We start from the raw sequence: 18,611 nt of genomic DNA, 5'->3' as shown, positions 1-18,611 counted from the left end.
TTACGACTCGCCATCCGGGCTTTCGGGTCGCCCTCTTCCGTGACTTGTCAGGAACCCGACCATGAACGACTACGTTGATCCCCTGCTCCCCAGCGACGATCCATCGCAAGACGACGCTCCATCGCAAGCACGTACCTTCGACCTGAGCCAACCAGAACCTATCACCCCCGTGCCCTTCAACGAGCTCGAACTCTACATCCCCAACATGACCGCGCCCGTGGTCGGCTTCGACGGCGGCATCAACCGGGCGGCCCTCGATGCCCACCGGGACAGGGGCCTGCAGTGCATCCTGCTGCCCTATCGGCCCATGGCCGAAAACGACTTCATCGAACTGTTCTGCCGCGACACCGTCACTCCTGTGGCCTTTCATACCGTCAGCGATATCGAGGCCGCCAACAACGCGCAGATATCACTGTTCATCCCCCGCGCACGCCTGCCCGACGGCCCCGCCGATCCGGTGTTCTTTCACCTGACCCGGGTGAGTGGCAACGACGATGAAACCGCGCGCTTTCGCCTCAAGGTCGATACCGTCTCCCCAGGCGGTCGCAATCCCGTCGCCAGCACCTACTACAACGAAAACCTGGCCATGCCGGTCTTTCCCCAGGACCTGATCGATTTTGGGGTCGGCGAGGGTGATATCGAGGTTCCGGTACCGGTCCGCATCGATTTTTATCCTGCGATCAGCCCCCCGGCACCGGATATCAACCGCGCCGTGCGTGACCGCATCCGCCTGAGCATCGGCGGCTATATCATCGAGCACCGGGTCACCGAGGGCGAATTCGAAAGCACCGACCCGATCACCCTCCGGGTCAACACCGGTGACTGGCAAAAGATCGGCAGCGGCGAACATGTCTGCGAATACGAGGTGGTCGACGAGGTCGGCAACTACTCCGATGGCTGGTCACCGGCGCAGCTACTTGAAGTGCGTCTGGACGATCAGGCCGAGCCTTTGCTGTACGAACCTTATGTGGAGGAATCCGACGAGCACAACGAACTCGATGCCGATGCCCTCGAGGGCGCCGACGCGACGATTGTCGTCGCCCTTCACCGGGCGGACTTCGCCGTCGACGATATCGTCCGGGTCAGGCTCAACGGCCGAACATTCGAGGGCCAGCGTGTCACCCGGTATATCGAGCATACCGTGGTCGCCAGCGAGCTGGGACGCACCGCGCGGATCCCCTGGAAGAACAGCGACATCCTGCCCCTGATCAAGGGGCGGGTGCAGGTCTCTTATGTGCGGATCCGCTCCTCGGCCCTGGAGCGAGGTTCGCGCAGCGTGATCGTCTATATCACCGGCACCCAGGTCGGCACCGGCCTGCCGGCGCCCACGGTCGAGGGCGCGCCCGGCGATGTATTGCCGCCGGATATCGCCTTCCTGATCGTCCATATCAAGGAATATGTGGGCCAGGATCCTTTCGACCGGGTCACCCTGGTGCTCGACGGCACCTATGCCAATGGCCGGTCGTACTACAAGGAAGTCGACGATATCGCCGGCACCGGCGATATCGTCTTCCACTTGCAAAACGGTCCCAATGGCGATATCGCCCGGCTCGAAGGCGGGACCTTGCGTCTCTACTACTGGGTGGAAAACGAGATGGGTAAATTCCCGTCCGAGGACCTGCTGCTCGATGTCGGCGAACCGCAGGCTTCGCTACCACCGGTAGAGGTGGATGAGGCGCCACCGCCCGATCACATTTTCGACCCCGAGGTGTCGCCGTTCGATGCCAGGGTACTGGTCAAGGCGAACGTGGACATCATCGAAAATGACATCATCAACCTCCACGCCGAGGGTAGCGTCGCCGGGGGCAGCGCACCGGTATTCGTCTTCCCTGTCACCGCGACCTGGGTCGGTCGGGACCTGCCCTTCACCCTCAAGCGCGAGTACATCCTGCCCAACCTGGACCGCTCGATGCACCTGTACTACACCCTCGCCCGGGCTGGCGCACGGCCCCGCTTTTCCCATCCCTTCATCATGAAGGTCGGCAGTGCGCTGGAGCTGCCCGTACCACATATTCTGGAAAGCACCATTACCGGGCCTGACACCGCAACGATCAATCCGCTGCACGTCGACTCGCCACCGATGGTCACCATTCGCGTGCGCTATAGCCCGATGTACCCCAGCGACAACATCACCGTGCATTGGATCGGCAAGCCGGGGATCGGCACACCGGCCATCGAGCCCAAGCCGGGTCTTGCCTCGGGCCAGGTCGACTTCACGGCCCCGAGCAGCGCGGTGGCGGCGGCCATCGGTGGCGGTTGCCAGGTGAGCTACAGCGTGGAACGCGGCGGTGCCACGACCCCGTCCCAAATCCTGCAGGTCAGTGTTTCCGAGTTCAATCAAGGCGACCTGCCAACACCCAAGTTCTATGCGGACAATGTCGAGGTGACCGGCGGCACGCTCGATATCACCAGGACCATAAAAATGCGCCTGCCTTCCTGGCCGTTGATAGCGGCGGGACAGAGAGTCTGGTTGAGGCTGACGGGGCAGCCGAACAATTACACCCTCTGGGAAGACGCCGAGGTTTCAGCGGCCTGGGTCAGGGACGGTTTTGCGGAAATACCGGTACCGCCCAGTTACCTGAATGGGCTGCTCGACACCAGCTCGCTGACAGCGACCTTCAAGGTGACCCTTGACCACAGCAGCGTCGAAGCCAATGCCAAGACTTTCCCATCGCGTACCGTGACCGTGCAAAATCAGCTCTCTGTCATTCCGACCATCACCTCCATCAAGGATGCCGGCGGCACCGAGATCACCAATGGCACCCGCGTGATCACGACGACCATGACACTCACGGGCACAGCCGCCAATAGACAGCAGGTGCAGATTCGTGACGGCAACGACGTCCTGCGCACGGTCGCCGCTGACGACAACGGAACCTGGAGCACACCCGCGCTGACGGTGACAGCCAAGGACTACAGCATCACCGCGCGCGGCCTGTATGGCAGCAATCCGGAGTCCACTCCGCCGCGCACCTTTACCGTCATCCGTGAGGTGAGACCGGAGATTACTGGCGTGCACACCTCTACCGGGGCTTCGGTACCTCACAATGGCAGTACCGATCAAAGAAGCCTGACGCTGTCCGGGACCGCGACGCCCAACTCCACCATCGAGGTACGCAGAGGTGGGACAGTTATCTTGACCACCAGCGTCAATGCTTCTGGAATCTGGAGCGATCACATCAACAACCTGCCCCTCGAACGACACGACCTCATCGCCAAAGTCGTCGGTGGGGTGCTGTCGTCCGACATCAGGACTTTCACCGTAATCGCCTCTGTAACGCCGAGCATCACCCGTGTCACCGACGCCGAGGGTGTTATACCTGATAACGGCACCACCTCCAGCGTTAACCTGACGGTCTACGGCACGGGCCGTGAAAACTCGACGGTGCAGATACGCAACCGTGGTGGAGTTATTGCCACAGCGTCCGTTGGCAGTCAGAAAACCTGGGAAACCTCGCTCACCGCACTAGCGGATGGGGATTATGAGCTGACGGCGATTACGCTCGGCGAGACGCAGGTGTCACCGCCCTATCGCTTCAAGATCGCAACACTGCCGTTGAGCCTGGTCAACCTGGTCGCCAGCCCGCACGGGGGTACCGATCCGCTTCCCGCGCCTTTCACATTTGCTCTGAACAGCGGCTTTCCGAGAACGCTGTTCCCCGGCGCCATTTTCGATATCGGGTTTGCCGGCGGAGCCAGACCCGTGAAGTTCACTTCCTCGAATTCAGCGGTCGCGAGTATCGATGGCAAGGGGCGAGTCACCGTCCATTCCAAACCTGGCGCATCGATTACCTTCACGATCACGGATGCGAGAAATGTAACCGTTACACATACGTTGGCCGTGCCACAACTTTATGTACGACCATCACCCCAGCTTTACGGTACAACCGCAGTTCCCGCCAATGCGATTTCAAGCCAGCAATTCTCCAATGCTACGTCCAACCGAATGGTTGGAACTTTGTGGGGTGAATGGGGCCCGCTATTTAGCAGTTACCCCGGCACCTGGGTGAATGACGGCACGCTGCCAGCTTACTGGACCTCGACGCCTTATAGCGATCCGCGGTATTACAACTTTACCGGGAATATGCAGTGGGGAACCCAGGGGTTTAATATGCACAACCCTTCCATTCGCCTGCGTGCAATGATGAGGGAGTAAGAGTGAATATCGCCTTGAGTCCGTTGCGAGGAACGGGCATCAACAGGCGTTAGCAAACTCACGCTCACTGACAGGGGGGAGCCCTGCTCTCCCCTGTCTTTCGACATCCACCACTCGTCGCCACTGTCATTTCTGACAGCTAGCCAGCCACTCCCTCCCAGCGTTGAATGGTCTTTACGACTCGCCATCCGGGCTTTCGGGTCGCCTTTTTCCGTGACTTGTCAGGAACCCGACCATGAACGACTACGTTGATCCCCTGCTCCCCAGCCACGATCCATCGCAAGACAACGCCCCATCGCAAGCACGCACCTTCGACCTGAGCCAGCCAGAACCTATCACCCCCGTGCCCTTCAACGAGCTCGAACTCTACATTCCCAACAAGACCGCGCCTGTGGTCGGCTTCGACGGCGGCATCAACCGGGCGGCCCTCGATGCCCATCGGGACAAGGGCCTGCAGTGCATCCTGCTGCCCTACCGGCCCATGGCCGAAAACGACTTCATCGAACTGTTCTGCCGAGACACCGTCACTCCGGTCGCCTTTCATACCGTCAGCGATATCGAGGCCGCCAACAATGCCCAGATCCCGCTGTTCATTCCCCGCGCACGCTTGCCCGACGGCCCGGCCGACCCGGTGTTCTTTCGCCTGACCCGGGTGAGTAGCAACACCGATGAAACCGCGCGCTTTCGTCTCAAGGTCGATACCGTCTCCCCCGGTGGCCGCAATCCCGTCGCCAGTACCTATTACAACGAAAACCTGGCGATGCCGGTCTTTCCCCAGGACCTGATCGATTTTGGGGTCGGCGAAGGCGACATCATCACCCCGGTCCCGGTCCGCATCGATTTCTACCCGGCGGTCAGCAACCCGGCACCGGACATCAACCGCGCAGTGCGTGACCGCATCCGCCTGAGCATCGGCGGCCATATCATCGAGCACCGGGTCACCGAGGGCGAAGTCGAAAGCACCGACCCGATCACCCTCTGGGTCAATACCGGCGACTGGCAAAAGATCGGCAGCGGCGAGCACGTCTGCGAATACGAGGTGGTCGACGAGGTCGGCAACTACTCCGATGGCTGGTCACCGGCGCAGCTACTTGAAGTGCGTCTGGACGATCAGGCCGAGCCCTTGCTCTACGAGCCTTATGTGGAAGAGTCAGACGAGCACAATGAACTCGATGCCGATGCACTCGACGGCGCCGATGCCACCATCGTCGTGGCGGTTCACCGGGCGGACTTTGCCGTCGGCGATACCATTCGGGTAAGGCTCAACGGCCGAACATTCGAGGGCCAGCGTGTCACCCGGTATATCGAGCATACCGTGGTCGTCAGCGAGCTGGGACGCACCGCGCGGATCCCCTGGAAGAACAGCGACATCCTGCCCCTGATCAAGGGGCGGGTGCAGGTCTCTTATGTGCGGATCCGCTCCTCGGCCCCAGAGCGTGGGTCACGTAGCGTGGTCGTCTATATCACCGGCACCCAGGTCGGCACCGGCCTGCCGGCGCCCACGGTCGAGGGTGCGCCCGGCGATGTATTACCGCCGGATATCGCTTTCCTGATCGTCAATATCAAGGAGTATCTGGGCCAGGATCCGTTCGACCGGATCACCCTGGTACTCGACGGCACCTTTGCCAATGGCCAGTCCTACTACGATGAGCTCTACGATATCGCCGGTGAGGGCGACATCGTCTTCCGTTTGCAGAATGGCCCCAATGGCGATATCGCCAGGCTCGAAGGCGGAACCTTGCGGCTGTACTACTGGGTGGAAAACGCGATGGGTAAAATCCCGTCCGAGGATCTGCTGCTCGATGTGGGCGAACCGCAGGCTTCGCTGCCACCGGTGGAGGTGAACGAAGCCCCACCACCCGATCAGGTCTTCGACCCCGAGGTATCGCTCTTCGATGCCAGGGTGCTGGTCAAGGCAAACGTGGACATCATCGAAAATGACATCATCAACCTCCACGCCGAGGGCAGTGCACCCGGCGGCAGTGCACCGCCCTTCAGCTTTCCCGTGACGGCGCCTTGGGTCGGCCGAGACCTGCCCTTCACCCTCAAGCGCGAGTACATCCTGCCCAACCTCGACCGCTCAATGCGCCTGTACTATACCGTCGCTCGCGACGGCGCGCGGACGCGGTTTTCCCATCCCTTCATCATGAAGGTTGGCAGTGCCTTGGACCTGCCAGTGCCCCAGGTGCTGGAAAGCACGATTACCGGCCCCGATACCGCGACGATCAATCCGCTGCATGTCGACTCCCCGCCGGTGGTCACGATCCGGGTCGAGTACAGCCCGATGTATCCCAGCGACAATATCACCGTGCATTGGATCGGCAAGCCCGGCATCGGTACGCCAGGCATCCTGCCCAAGCCCGGCTCGACCTCGGGCCAGGTGGACTTCACAGCACCGAGCAGCGCGGTGGCGGCGGCCATCGGTGGCGATTGCCAGGTGAGCTACAGCGTGGAGCGCGGCGGGGCCACGACAGTCTCCGATACCTTGCAGGTCAGTGTTTCCCGGTTCAATGACAGCGACCTGCCAAGGCCCAAGTTCTATGCGGACAATGTCGAAGTGACCGGAGGTACGCTCGATGTCAGAAGAGTCATAAAAATGCGCCTGCTCGCCTGGCCGTTGATCGCTGTGGGCCAGAAAGTCTGGTTGAGATTGGGAGGGCTGCCGAACAATCACACCCTATGGGAAGCCTTTCCGGTTTCCTCCGGGTGGATCAGCACCGGCTACGCGGAAATACCGGTACCAGCCAGTTACCTGAGAGGATTGCACGATACCAGCTCGCTATCAGCCACGTTCAAGGTGACCTTTGACCACAGCAGCGTCGAGGCCAATGCAACGGTTTTTCCGTATCGTATAGTGGTTACGCAAAACCAGCCCAGAATCTACTACGAAACATTCGAAACGGTGCCCGTGCGGAGCATCACGGCGGGACAGAGCATGGACACCCCGCTGATGACGATCACCTTGCTGCCGGAATCGGGAGGAAAATCCGGGATAGTTCATTACACAGGCAACCAGGTACCGGATATGCAGTCTGGACGTTCGATCGTCTTGAGCGATGGAAATGTGGGCAGACAACGTTTGCGCCTGACGTTCAAGCGAGGGTATCAGAGAGTGAGATTTGCCTATACGTATCTCAATTTTACTGGAACGGTTTTTTTCTATAACTCAATTGGGACGCTATTGGTAGAGCGTGAATGTAAAGGAGGAGACGCCATTGGGGGGGGGACTAACGTGCTCCATCACTGGGTAGACTACTCTGTTCCGGTGATTAATGGACCCATTTCCCACATAGAAGTTGCCAACAGCCGCGCTGATTATTCCTTCCTGGACTTCTTTACCTTGTGGGACTGAGTGAGTTGAGTCTGTCTGATAAACCACACCAGCAAAAACAAAAAGAGGAAGCCAAGGCTTCCTCTTTTTGTTCACACAGACCGCTTACCAGCTATAGCGGATCCCGACATTGGCGCCCCAGGGCTGGTCGATCTTCTCGCCCTTGCTGAAGTCCAGGTCGGCATGCACTTGCCACTTGTCGTTCAGGGACATCGCCACACCGGTACCGATTTCCACCCGCGAACCCGACAGGTCGTTGTGGAAGGTGTTGTCGTTGACCTGCACCTTGTTGTTCTTGGCGAACTCCTGCACGAACGCAGTGCGCAGGTAAGGCTGGGCCACGCGACCGTCACCGATGTCGAAGTTGCGCCCGCCGGTCACGCCGACCTTGCCGAGCAACGACAGGGTACGACCGTTTTCCGCCTTCAGGCCGTTGTCCAGCTTGTAGTCCTTGCCGCCCACGGCCATGGCCGAAAGCTGTACCGCCGGCTCGACGAAGTAGTCGTTTTCCAGCTTGATGTGACGACCGAACTCACCGGAAACCCCGACACCCATGTCCTTGTAGTTGCCCTTGGCTTTCTTGCCGTCGCTGAGCGCCACCGAGGACTTGTTGTGGAAGCTGTTGAGCTTGGCCACGCCGTCGAAGTAGTAACCGCTCTGCTCGTCCAGCCAGGTGGCATAACCACCGACGTAGGTGCTGTGCACGGTGCCGTTGGTACCGCGGCCGAGGCTCAGGTCGGACTTGCTGTAGCCACCCATCACACCGGCCAACCATTGCCCGTCACCGACCGGCAAGCGCCCGTCGGCACCGAGGGCAATGCCCTGCTGGTTCTGGTCATAGGCGGCACCCTTGCCGGCATCGACCTTGTGCTTGTTGCCGTAGGTGCGCGCCCAGCCACCGCTCTGGCCGCCGTTGAAGCGCAGTTCACCCATGCGCGAACGCAGGGAGCTCAGCTCGCCGTACATCACGGTCGGCGCGACATTCGCCAGGGCCAGCACCGAACGGGTGCCAGGGCTGATGACCTTGGTCGACGGGTCCAGGTGCCAGTCCTTGCCGTCGTTGTCGGCGATCAGGCTGTAGGAGTAGGTCCCGACGTCCACGCGGTCGCCCAGCAGGCTGAAGCTCGCGCCACCGTCGGCGGTACGCACCACATGCAGGCGATCCTCGGACAGCGGGTCGGCACCGCTGCTGCTGATCAGCAGCTTGTGCTCACCCTCGGAGGTACCGGTGACGTTGAGGAAATCCCCCTGCAGATGGGCGAAGTCGGCGGTCATGACAAAGGTGCCGTTGCCCGCGAGATTTTCCACGTCCAGCTGGTAGAACGCCCCCGGGTCGCCGAACTTGACGTTACCGCCGGCCATATTCAGGTCACCGATGCTCTGGTGGTCGGTCATGACCCAGGTCGCGTCGCTGTTGAGCGCCAGGCTGTCGACGTTGTCCAGGCGGCCGGTGAGGACCGAACCGTTGTTCAGGGCCACATGGGCGGTGCCGTCGACATCCTTGACCACATCGCCGGTCATGGCCGCGCCGTCCAGGCTAAGGTCCAGGGTGCTGCCGTTGCCGACCCGGATATTACCGGTCAGGTTGCTGTTGGCGACACGCATATTGGCGTTGGCGCCGCTGCTCAACTGAAGCATGTTGCCGTTGCCGCCCGTCAAGGTAGCGCCATTGCGCACATCGATTTCGGCGGTGATATCCTGGCTGATGGCGATCGCCGCACCGGCCTGGCCGACGACCTGCGTACCGTCCAGAGAAATGTCGGCGCCTTCATCGCTGGAACGGATAACCCGAATTCCGTGATTGCCCCCGGTGATGCTACCGCCGTTAGCGGTAACCCGGCCACCGTACATGGTCAGGCCATTGCCCGTCGCGTTGGTGCCCACGACATCCGTCGCGTTCAGGATCAGATGGCTTTGTACGCTGACGCTGGCTCCCGTCGCGGCCCCGGTGATCACGCTTCGATTGACCTCGGCGACGGAACCGGTGCCATTGGAACCGACCACCAGCCCGGTGCCGCCCGTGCTGGTGATGCTGACGTCATTGAGCAGGGCGCTGGAGTCATACAGGGCGATACCATGGACATTGGCACCACCGACGGACACCGAGCCCCCGTTGAAATTCACCCTCGACCCCTCTCGCGCGTCGATCTCGAAGGTTCTTGCACCGTTGACGGTCAAGGTCGCCCCCCGGGTCAGCGCATAGCGGTCAGGCGAGGTGCCTTCCTCAATGACGGTATTACCACCGATAAGCGGTTTGGCGAGCGACTCGAGACTCACCAGCGACAAAGGCATGAATGCAAAAAGACCGGTGGCCTTGATCAAACGCGAATAATTGAAAAGTTTAATATTGAAACAGGACATTTAAAACGAACCTCCAAGTGCTTTACTGGCTATAAAAGCCAATACAGTCCACCGATAACGGGCTTGGCTTTCAGAGGTGCATAAAGTACAGAGGGGATCCGAATTAAAATGTAGGATTTTTCCTTCTTGAGCGAAGGAATAATTTTACTTTTATGTTTATTTCATAAAAAAACAGAGGCCTCCTACGGCCTCTGTTTAATCAACAACTATCGATTCGCGAGCCCTTCCTTCAGGCCGAACAGATAGAACCATCACCGTTCTGTCGACTCAGTACGGCTCTTGTTTCCTTTGAACGCCCCCCATTGGTTTCATCAGCGGATTCCAGTCGATAGAAAATCACCGCCCTGCCGACCACCACCGTCGAGACATAGGGATCGTAAGGCACCAGGTAGGTTTCACCCGGATGTCCCGGTAGATCATGATCGGTGGTGACCGGTGGCAGGGGTATGTCTTCGCCACGGGAAGCTTCCACTGGAACACCATTGGAGACCGGCTCAAATACCACCCAGTTCAAGAACAGCTTGTCGCCCGCCTTGATGTTTTTCGGGTCGAGGATATTGACCCGAACACCGAGCTCGGGCCTGTGGTTACAGTTGATAACGCTGATGGCCATATTCTGTGGATCGCGGAATGTCGGCAACGCCAGGTCCACGATTTCGAAAATAGCCACCCTGACTTCCTGTGGCGCTGATTGCGCGCGGTTGGCGTTGCTGGCACTGCTGAACTCGTAGTAAACCGGGATCAGGCCGTTTTTCTCCCGCTCGATCACCTCCCAGGGTACGTCCAGGGTGAAATTCCCGTCGGCGACCTCCTCGGGCGTCACCTCATGCGGCGTGGCGAAGACTTCCTGGTTGCCCCAGTACACCTGGACAAAGTGACCGGCCAGCACATCCGAGGGCACCGGGAAATGCACGAGGGCATCCGCGTCGCGGTCATCCGGCCCCAACTTGTTGAGCTGGCCGGTGACTGTGGATTCGACGACCGGAATAGGCAGGTCCGGGTTGACCGGCCCTGGCGTTTCGTCATCGCCACCCGGCACGAACAGATCGACATCCACGTCAAGGGTCGGACTCCAACCCGTCACATAGTTCCCACGGTGTACCCTGTAGCGTAATACCGCGGTATAGGGTGCCAGCAGCCCACCGGACCTGAGCGCTTCCCATGTCAGGTCCACATAGTAGATAGGACTGAGCCGGGAAATCTCATGGAAGAAGACATAACCACCAAAGTCTATCTCGAGCCTGTCCCCGGCAAACGCCTGGTCATAGGCAATTTCGATTTGCGGCGGCACATTGGCGTCATCCCTATCAATGGGGGCCAACGGCACGACGGGGGCCCGCAGGTTGTCCGGCCGTGGATGCAGCAGCACCAGGACTTCCGTGACGTGCGTGGTTTTCTGGCTGGTATTGCCGGCCCGGTCCTCCAGCGTATAGGTGACCAGCTTGCTGCCCTCGCCGGCAGCCAGGATGTCGGCGGCAGGGATGGTAATCTCGACGGCCCCCGTAGCGCTGGTCAGTTCCCGGGTGGCAATGGGGACCGTATCGAAGAAGTTCCAATAGACCTTGACGATGTCGTAAGGCTTGCGATCCGCCCAGGGGGGAATGGTGAGAACCACCTCGTCGTCATTGTCGGAAAGTAGTTCGGGAGTGATCGTACCCTCGATGACCCAGGCGGGAAGTTCCACCGGCTCGGCCGGACTCCCCCCCGTGGGATTGACACGGTCAATTGTGAATACCAACTCTTCGGACACGTTCAGTACTTCATCGTACCTCACGACTTCATAACGGAATATATTCGTACCATTATTGCCAAAGCGATCCTCGGAATAGGTAAGGCGTATCGGAAACCGTGGCGCCACAGGCCCAAGCAGGTCGAGATTATCGAATTTGACGTTATTGAGAAATATGGTCACATAATCGGTAAATTTTTCGGGAGGATCATCCGGTTCCGGCTCCGGTGCCGAGTTGAGCCAGCCGGGAAGACTGATACTCACCCCGTTCTCCAGCAGTTCTTCCTTATGGATAAGATTCGGCTGACCGCCATCCAGGTTCGGTAGCGCATTATGAATATCAGGCGCGTCAATAATAATGGGTTCGTTAGTACTTTTCGGCGCGCGCGCATTGGCCGCGCTTCGAACCTCGGCGCGTTGCAGTTCGGCCTCCAGGTTTTTTTTGGGTGTCCGCATGTCAATGGCTCCAGGGCAGTAGGAAGGTGATCAGGCATTGCCTGTGCCTGAGACCTGCCGGTAAGGGATCGAACCCGCTACCACTCGCTGGTACTGACTGATCCGCTGGTGATACGACAGTGGGGGAAATTCATTAGAAAGCGCTTTCGCGGAAATTACATCCTGTCAACTTTGACAGGTGCGCAAAGTCGAAAAATATGCATGGTGAGAAACTGCGCTAAAACGGCCAATCAGTGCCGGGTTCGAGAATAACAAACAGGCTTTTCATTGCGAAAAAACCTAGCCGGCGATTATCACTTTCAGCAATAAAAACCAATCATTCTCCTCTTGATCACTATGTAGCCGGATCTGTTTGCATCCGCCTCGAAAACAAACGGGAGGGTATCTGCCCCTCCCGATTTGTGTTCCATCCTCATGCCGCTCAATCCACCACATCGTCGCCCAGGCAGGGAGGCGAGCCGGGACGGGTCAGATCAATAGCGATCCATGAATCTTCCGATCCGCCAAAACCACCGTCGACCTTGTTCAGGTCGTAGTAGGCGTCCGCCGAGCCATAGGACGGAGTCAGTCCGGGCAATGTGATATAGGGGCTGAACGGGATGACGAAGGTATAACCGGTCGCCGCTTCATTGTCCCTGAGCGTATGCCTGAAGGATCTCACCGTCTCGGGAAAAGGCTCTCCGGTGGCGTTCGGGGTCGGGTAGCTTTGCCAGTGCAGGACGACCTCGTCCCCCGTCGCCAGACGGCTTGAATCTCCGGGAATATGCACATGGACACCCAGCCAGGGAGCCGGCAGGGTATTGCAGTTGATGAAGCGCCGGACGGCATGGAGGAACTCCGGAGGCTTCAGTCCCGTGACCCGATCGATGGCCACGCGAACCGGCGTGGGCCGGGAACGCTGGCGATTCACGCCATTGTCGGTCCAGTAGTAGACCGGCAGCGCGAGGTGGCTGCCGTTGGTTTCGACGAACTCCCATTGCACGAAAAAGACCGCCTCCGTGTCACCCGCGCGAACGGTATAGACCGATGCCAGCTTGCTGTCATCGCCCCACATCAACTCCAGGCGTTCACCCGGCTGGGGATTGGCGTAGAGCGGGGCCACCGCCCGTATGGTGGTGTCACGGTCGGCCAGGGTGATGACGTTGTCGGCGGTAACGCCCTGGACCGTGACCGGGTACAGCCCGGGGTTGATCGGGTCCGGGCCTTCGGGGTCCGGACCGGCGACCGTCAGGTCGACCTCGAAGAAATTGTCCGGAGACGGGACGAAGGGCACTCCCCGATAAAGACGATAAAACACCACGGCCGACACCCGCGCATCAAAACCACTGGAAGACACGATATCCCAGGAAACGGGCCGGGAGACCGGCCAGACCGGGATCGGCCCTTCCACGGTGAAGGAAGCCAGCTCATGGACGTTCCAGTAGATACGCACGACATCGCCGATCTCGGCATCGAGGATTTCCGGGATGACCACCACCGTGGGGGCACGTGCATCGGCAAGATCGATCACCCCGTCACTGTCGGCCAACGGCACATCGGGGCGTGGCAAGCGGATGGGTAGTGTGTTCAGGGACACATTGATTTGCGAAGGCGGATCGCAAAAGGGACCGATGTTGCCGGCCCGGTCGCGCAAACGGTAGGACGCATAACGGATGCCCGAACCGTGGGCGCGAATGTCCGCTTCGGGGAAAGTGACTTCGATGGGAGCACCGGAAGCGTGCGCCCGCGTGATCGACAGCACGTCCACCCGCCCCAGGTGCGCGGTGGGCGACCAGTAGTAGATGACCTCGTCTTCGGTCTTTACATCCGACCACCGGGGCACCAGGGCCGTGGCGCCATGATGGGTGTTCAGGTAGGCCTCGGTAATGCCGTTCTGCCTCACTTCGTCATCGAACACCAGTTCCCCACCGGGATTACCCTGGTTGGGTTGGGTCTGATCGTAGTTGATGGCCGCGACGAAAGAGTGACTGGTGCCGATGATGTTGCCATCGACCCGATAGGACAGACGATGCACGCCTGGCCCCATCAGCTCGGCAGGCACATCCACTTCGATAGGAAATACATCATCGAGTTCGTAGGCTCCGATGATGGAAATGGTCAGCTCTGGAATATCATGATTATCCAGGACGAAATAGACCTGGGTTTCCTGTTCGTCCTCCTCATGCGCGGTGAACGGCCAGGGATGTTCAATGACGATCCGCAAGGGTAGCGGCTGAAAATAGATCGGCAATGTGTAACTGGTTTCATCCCATAGACGCTCCAGCACATCACGAAAGACCAGGGAGTCCAGGGTTCGGGGGGAACCAATCTTCTCGGCAGGTCGAGACCGCCCATCGGTAGCCGCCCCAGTCGAGGCAGCCCTCACGGGTTTGGATTCGGACATTTGCATTCTCCTTGGGAAATGATCAACGAGCGGCCGTTGACCACCGGGTCGGCACAGGGCCGACCGACAAGGCCGTGGAGAACATTTAATGCGTAAAGGTGCGCAGCGGATACTGTCAGAAATGACAGGTCGAGGGGCCTTACGTCTGAAAAGTGCAGCCCCGGGTTGGCGCGGATCGAAGGCCTACAGCGCCGGCAACGCCCATTCGATCGGCGCCAGGCCGTTCTGCTCGAGGAACTTGTTGGTCCGGCTGAAATGCCCGCAACCGATAAAGCCGCGATAGGCCGAAAGAGGCGACGGATGCACCGACTTGAGCACCAGGTGCTTGGTGGCGTCGATCAGTTTCTGCTTGCCCTGGGCATGGGCGCCCCACAACAGGAACACCAGCTTGTCCTGACGCTCGCTGACCACTTCGATGATGCGGTCGGTGAAGAACTGCCAGCCCCGGTTGGCGTGGGAAGCGGCATTGCCCCGCTCCACGGTCATGGTGGTGTTGAGCAACAGCACGCCCTGCTCGGCCCAGCTTTGCAGGTAGCCGTGGTTGGGGATGTCGATGTTCAGGTCGCGCTGCAATTCCTTGTAGATATTGACCAGCGACGGCGGCGCCGGCACGCCCGGTTGCACCGAGAAGCACAGGCCGTGGGCCTGGCCCGGGCCGTGGTACGGGTCCTGGCCGAGGATCACCACTTTCACCTGGTCCAGCGGGGTGCTGTTCAACGCATTGAAGATCAGCGGGCCCGGCGGGTAGATCTGCTTGCCGGCGGCATGTTCCTGGCGCAGGAACTCGCGCAACTCGGCCATGTAGGGCTTGTCGAACTCGTCACGCAGGGCGTGTTTCCAGCTCGGTTCGAGTTTGATGCGGTCGTCGTCGGTCATGAGATCCTGTCCTGAATGAGCAATGGGGCGGACACTAGGAAAGCCGACCACGCTTGTCAATTGATCCGACGCATTCCCGGCAGTTTCCCACACAGGGATCATACTGAGCATTCAACCCGCAGTTTGAGGTCGCAATGAATCTGCACGTCGAAGAACTCATCGGTACCGATGGCGCCCGGATCGGCGTCGCCAGCCTGGATGCCGAACACACGCTCAACGCCCTTTCGCTGCCGATGATCACGGCCCTTCATGAGCGGCTCGAGGCCTGGGCCAAGGATCCACAGATCGCTTGCGTACTGTTGCGCGGCAACGGCGCCAAGGCCTTTTGCGCCGGCGGCGAGGTGCGCAGCCTGGCCCAGGAATGCCGCGCCCGACCGGGCGAGGTGCCGCCGCTGGCAGCGGCATTTTTCGCCGCGGAATACCGCCTCGATTACCACCTGCACACCTATCCCAAACCGCTGATCTGCTGGGGCCACGGCTATGTGCTGGGCGGTGGCCTGGGCTTGCTGCAGGCCGCCAGCATCCGCATCGTCACTCCCGGCAGCCAGTTGGCGATGCCGGAAATCGGCATCGGCCTGTACCCGGATGTCGGCGGCAGCTGGTTCCTCTCGCGCCTGCCGGGCAAGCTGGGGTTGTTCCTCGGCTTGACCGGCGCGCGGATGAATGCCCGCGATGCGCTTGACCTCGGCCTGGCCGACCGGATGTTGCGCGACGACCAGCAGGACGAATTGATCGATGGCCTGCTGCGGCTCAACTGGCAGGAACAGACGGCGGTGCAACTCAACAGCCTGCTCAAGGCCCTGGAGCACCAGGCACGCGAGCAGCGCCCGCCGGCGCAGTGGCTGCCACGCCGGGAAACCATCGACGCGCTGCTGGACGTCGGTGACGTGGCCTGTGCCTGGCGGATGCTGGCCCAGCGCACCGAGGACCCCGACGACCTCCTGGCCCGGGCGGCGAAGAACCTCAAGGACGGTTGTCCGCTGACGGCTCACCTGGTGTGGGAGCAGATCAGCCGGGCGCGGCACCTGTCGCTGGCCCAGGTGTTCCAGATGGAATATACGTTGAGCCTGAACTGCTGCCGTCACCCGGAATTCAGCGAAGGGGTGCGGGCCCGCCTGATCGACAAGGACCAGCAACCGCGCTGGCATTGGCCGGATGTCACGGCGGTGCCGCGGGCGGTGGTCGAGGCACATTTCCACAAGGCCTGGGAAGGCCGCCATCCCCTGGCGGACCTGTCCAATTACTGAAGCACACGGATCCGGGTCTTCGATCAGCCTTGCCGGCCTCTTCGTCGGCAAGCCGACTCCCACAGGGTTTGCGTCGGACACAGTGCTGCGCTACGGCACGAACCCTGTGGGAGCTGGCTTGCCAGCGAAGCTTCTGGGCGCCCTCTTCAACCCTAGTGCCCACGACCTCCACCGTGCCCGTGGCCACCGTTGTTGCCGTGACCGCCATTGCCGCCATGCTCGCCCCAGCCCTGCCGGTAAGGCTGGCCCCAGCCACGGTTCGGGTAGCCGTTCGAATAGCCCCGTGGCGCCGGGGCGTAGTAACGCGGCGCGGCATAGTAGCGGGGCTGTGGCGCGTAGTAGCGCGGTTGCGGTGCGTAGTAGTCTCGACGGTAGTACGAACCGCCGCCGTAATAGACCGGTGCGGGTGCCGTGTAGACCTCGGAACGGTAGTAGTCGGCACCACCGTCGTAGTAAGGCACACATGCAGAAAGCGTCAAAGCCAGGCTTGCCGTGAGAAGAAGTCGAGGGTACATGGCGGCCTCCTGGACCGCGAAGAAGCCACACCAGCGACGCTGGTCGGCATGCGTGGACAAACAGGTCCACGCACACTCTTTAAGACTGTAAAACCCTCATGAAGTGCCATTCGGCAATATTTGGAAACATGCTTTTCTACACCCTTCTGATCGTTCCCACGCTCCAGCGTGGGAATGCCTCACCGGACGCTCCGCGTCCGCTCTGCAGGTGACGCGGAGCGTCAGGGGCTGCATGCCCACGCAGAGCGTGGGAACGATCAAAACCTGCTTTTCCGTACCGCCCCCGATCCACTGTAGGAGCCGGCTTGCTGGCGATAGGGCCTTGAGCACACTGCAAGATGATCGCTCCCACGTTCCAGCGTGGGAAGGCCTCACTGGACGCTCCGCGTCCGCTCTGCAAGTGACGCGGAGCGTCAAGGGCTGCATTCCCACGCAGAGCGTGGGAACGATCAAAACCTGCTTTTCCGCACCGCCCCCGATCCACTGTAGGAGCCGGCTTGCTGGCGATAAGGCCTTGAGCACACTGCAAGATGATCGTTCCCACGCTCCAGCGTGGGAAGGCCTCACCGGACGCTCCGCGTCCGCTCTGCAGCTGACGCGGAGCGTCACGGGCTGCATGCCCACGCAGAGCGTGGGAACGATCAATCAAAGGGCCGAGCCAACCGTGAGGCGCTGGCCATCAGGGCCGCGCGTTGAGCTGCTGCTGCAGGTTCTGGATCTGGCTTTGCAGCGTGTTGATATTGCGCGTGACCTGACCACGGAAGGCATCGAACTCCGCCGTGCTGGCGCCCTGTCCGGCGGCGGCCTGGCGATTGTCCTGCTCGCTCTTGAGCACGATCATGTCCTGCTCCAGGCGCTCCACGGCCGCGCTCGGATTGCCCTGCTTCTTCAGCGCGGCGATATCGGCGGCGTGGCTCCTGACCTCGGCATCGAGCTTGCCGGCATCCGCCTGGGCCGCCTTCAGCGTCGCCAGGTCCGCCACCAGGCTCTTGACCTGGGCCTGCAACTGGCCATTGGCACTCTGCAGGTCGCTGGTCTGCGCGGTCATCTGCTGCAGGCGCTGCTCCAGCCCGGTCTGCTGGCCGGCGACGCCCTGCTGTTGCTTGCCCTGCTCCAGCAACTTGCCCTCCAACTGCTTGACCTGCAACTTCAACGCCTCACTGTCGCTGTTGACGTTGGACTCAGTCGCCACCACCTTGCCGGAAATCGCCTGCAGGCGCCCGGCCGCGTCCTCGCTGATGCGCGCAAAACTCTCCTGGGTGGCAACCAGTTGCTGCTCCATCAGCGAGATCTGCTGGAAGCTCCACCAGGCCAGCCCGGCAAAGGCAAAGAACAACGCCCCCACCAGCGCCCACAACGGACCGGTACTCGGCCCCTTGACCTTGACCACCGGGGTGCTGCGCGACGCCACCTTGGTGCGCTCGCGGGCAGCCGGGGTCACCGGGAAGTCATCGTCATCGCCCACGTCGGCACGCAGGCTCGGTACATCATCGAAATCGTCGTTGGCATCGTTACGCATGAAAGAACCTTTGCGGACCACATTGATGGCGAAATGCG

The 18,611-nt window shown here is 60.6% G+C and carries 9 protein-coding genes; 3 read left to right on the top strand and 6 right to left on the bottom strand.

From position 1 onward, the window contains the following. Positions 1–61: 61 nt before the first annotated feature. The gene (locus tag HX881_RS17935; RefSeq protein WP_177085763.1) at positions 62–4,156 is read left to right on the top strand and encodes a hypothetical protein; all 4,095 of its coding nucleotides are present in this window, start codon (positions 62–64) and stop codon (positions 4,154–4,156) included. 235 nt (positions 4,157–4,391) lie between these two features. Further along, a complete protein-coding gene (locus tag HX881_RS17930) occupies positions 4,392–7,508 on the top strand; it encodes a hypothetical protein (RefSeq protein ID WP_177085761.1) in 3,117 nt (1,038 codons plus the stop codon). Between the two features lie 84 nt (positions 7,509–7,592). On the opposite strand, the gene HX881_RS17925 is transcribed toward HX881_RS17930, so the two are convergent. The 4 genes from HX881_RS17925 to ung all read right to left on the bottom strand — a co-directional run bounded on the left by HX881_RS17925 (position 7,593) and on the right by ung (position 15,292). Continuing rightward, positions 7,593–9,779, bottom strand: a complete 2,187-nt coding sequence (locus tag HX881_RS17925) for an autotransporter outer membrane beta-barrel domain-containing protein (RefSeq protein ID WP_177085759.1) — start codon at positions 9,777–9,779, stop codon at positions 7,593–7,595. A 298-nt stretch (positions 9,780–10,077) separates the two neighbouring features. Continuing rightward, positions 10,078–12,033 (bottom strand): hypothetical protein, encoded by a 1,956-nt coding sequence (locus HX881_RS17920; RefSeq protein WP_177085757.1) that lies wholly within the window; start codon positions 12,031–12,033, stop codon positions 10,078–10,080. A gap of 421 nt (positions 12,034–12,454) precedes the next feature. After that, the gene (locus HX881_RS17915; RefSeq protein WP_177085755.1) at positions 12,455–14,416 is read right to left on the bottom strand and encodes a hypothetical protein; all 1,962 of its coding nucleotides are present in this window, start codon (positions 14,414–14,416) and stop codon (positions 12,455–12,457) included. A 183-nt stretch (positions 14,417–14,599) separates the two neighbouring features. Then, entirely contained in the window at positions 14,600–15,292 is a 693-nt protein-coding gene (gene ung, locus HX881_RS17910) for a uracil-DNA glycosylase (protein ID WP_177085753.1), read from the bottom strand. 134 nt (positions 15,293–15,426) lie between these two features. Between ung and HX881_RS17905 the strand changes: the two genes are divergently transcribed. After that, on the top strand, positions 15,427–16,539 hold the full coding sequence (locus HX881_RS17905) for an enoyl-CoA hydratase/isomerase family protein (protein WP_177085751.1): 1,113 nt from the start codon (positions 15,427–15,429) through the stop codon (positions 16,537–16,539). Positions 16,540–16,691: 152 nt separating this feature from the next. On the opposite strand, the gene HX881_RS17900 is transcribed toward HX881_RS17905, so the two are convergent. Together HX881_RS17900 and HX881_RS17895 are read right to left on the bottom strand one after the other, a co-directional pair. After that, entirely contained in the window at positions 16,692–17,054 is a 363-nt protein-coding gene (locus tag HX881_RS17900; RefSeq protein ID WP_042935273.1) for a hypothetical protein, read from the bottom strand. Positions 17,055–17,733: 679 nt separating this feature from the next. After that, the gene (locus HX881_RS17895; protein WP_177085749.1) at positions 17,734–18,573 is read right to left on the bottom strand and encodes an ATPase; all 840 of its coding nucleotides are present in this window, start codon (positions 18,571–18,573) and stop codon (positions 17,734–17,736) included. Between the last annotated feature and the right edge of the window lie 38 nt (positions 18,574–18,611).

The organism is Pseudomonas gingeri, from assembly GCF_013386115.1.
GTDB lineage: Bacteria > Pseudomonadota > Gammaproteobacteria > Pseudomonadales > Pseudomonadaceae > Aquipseudomonas > Aquipseudomonas gingeri.
Note: the sequence above shows the minus strand (reverse complement) of the source record. Positions and strands in the feature narration are given on the sequence as shown.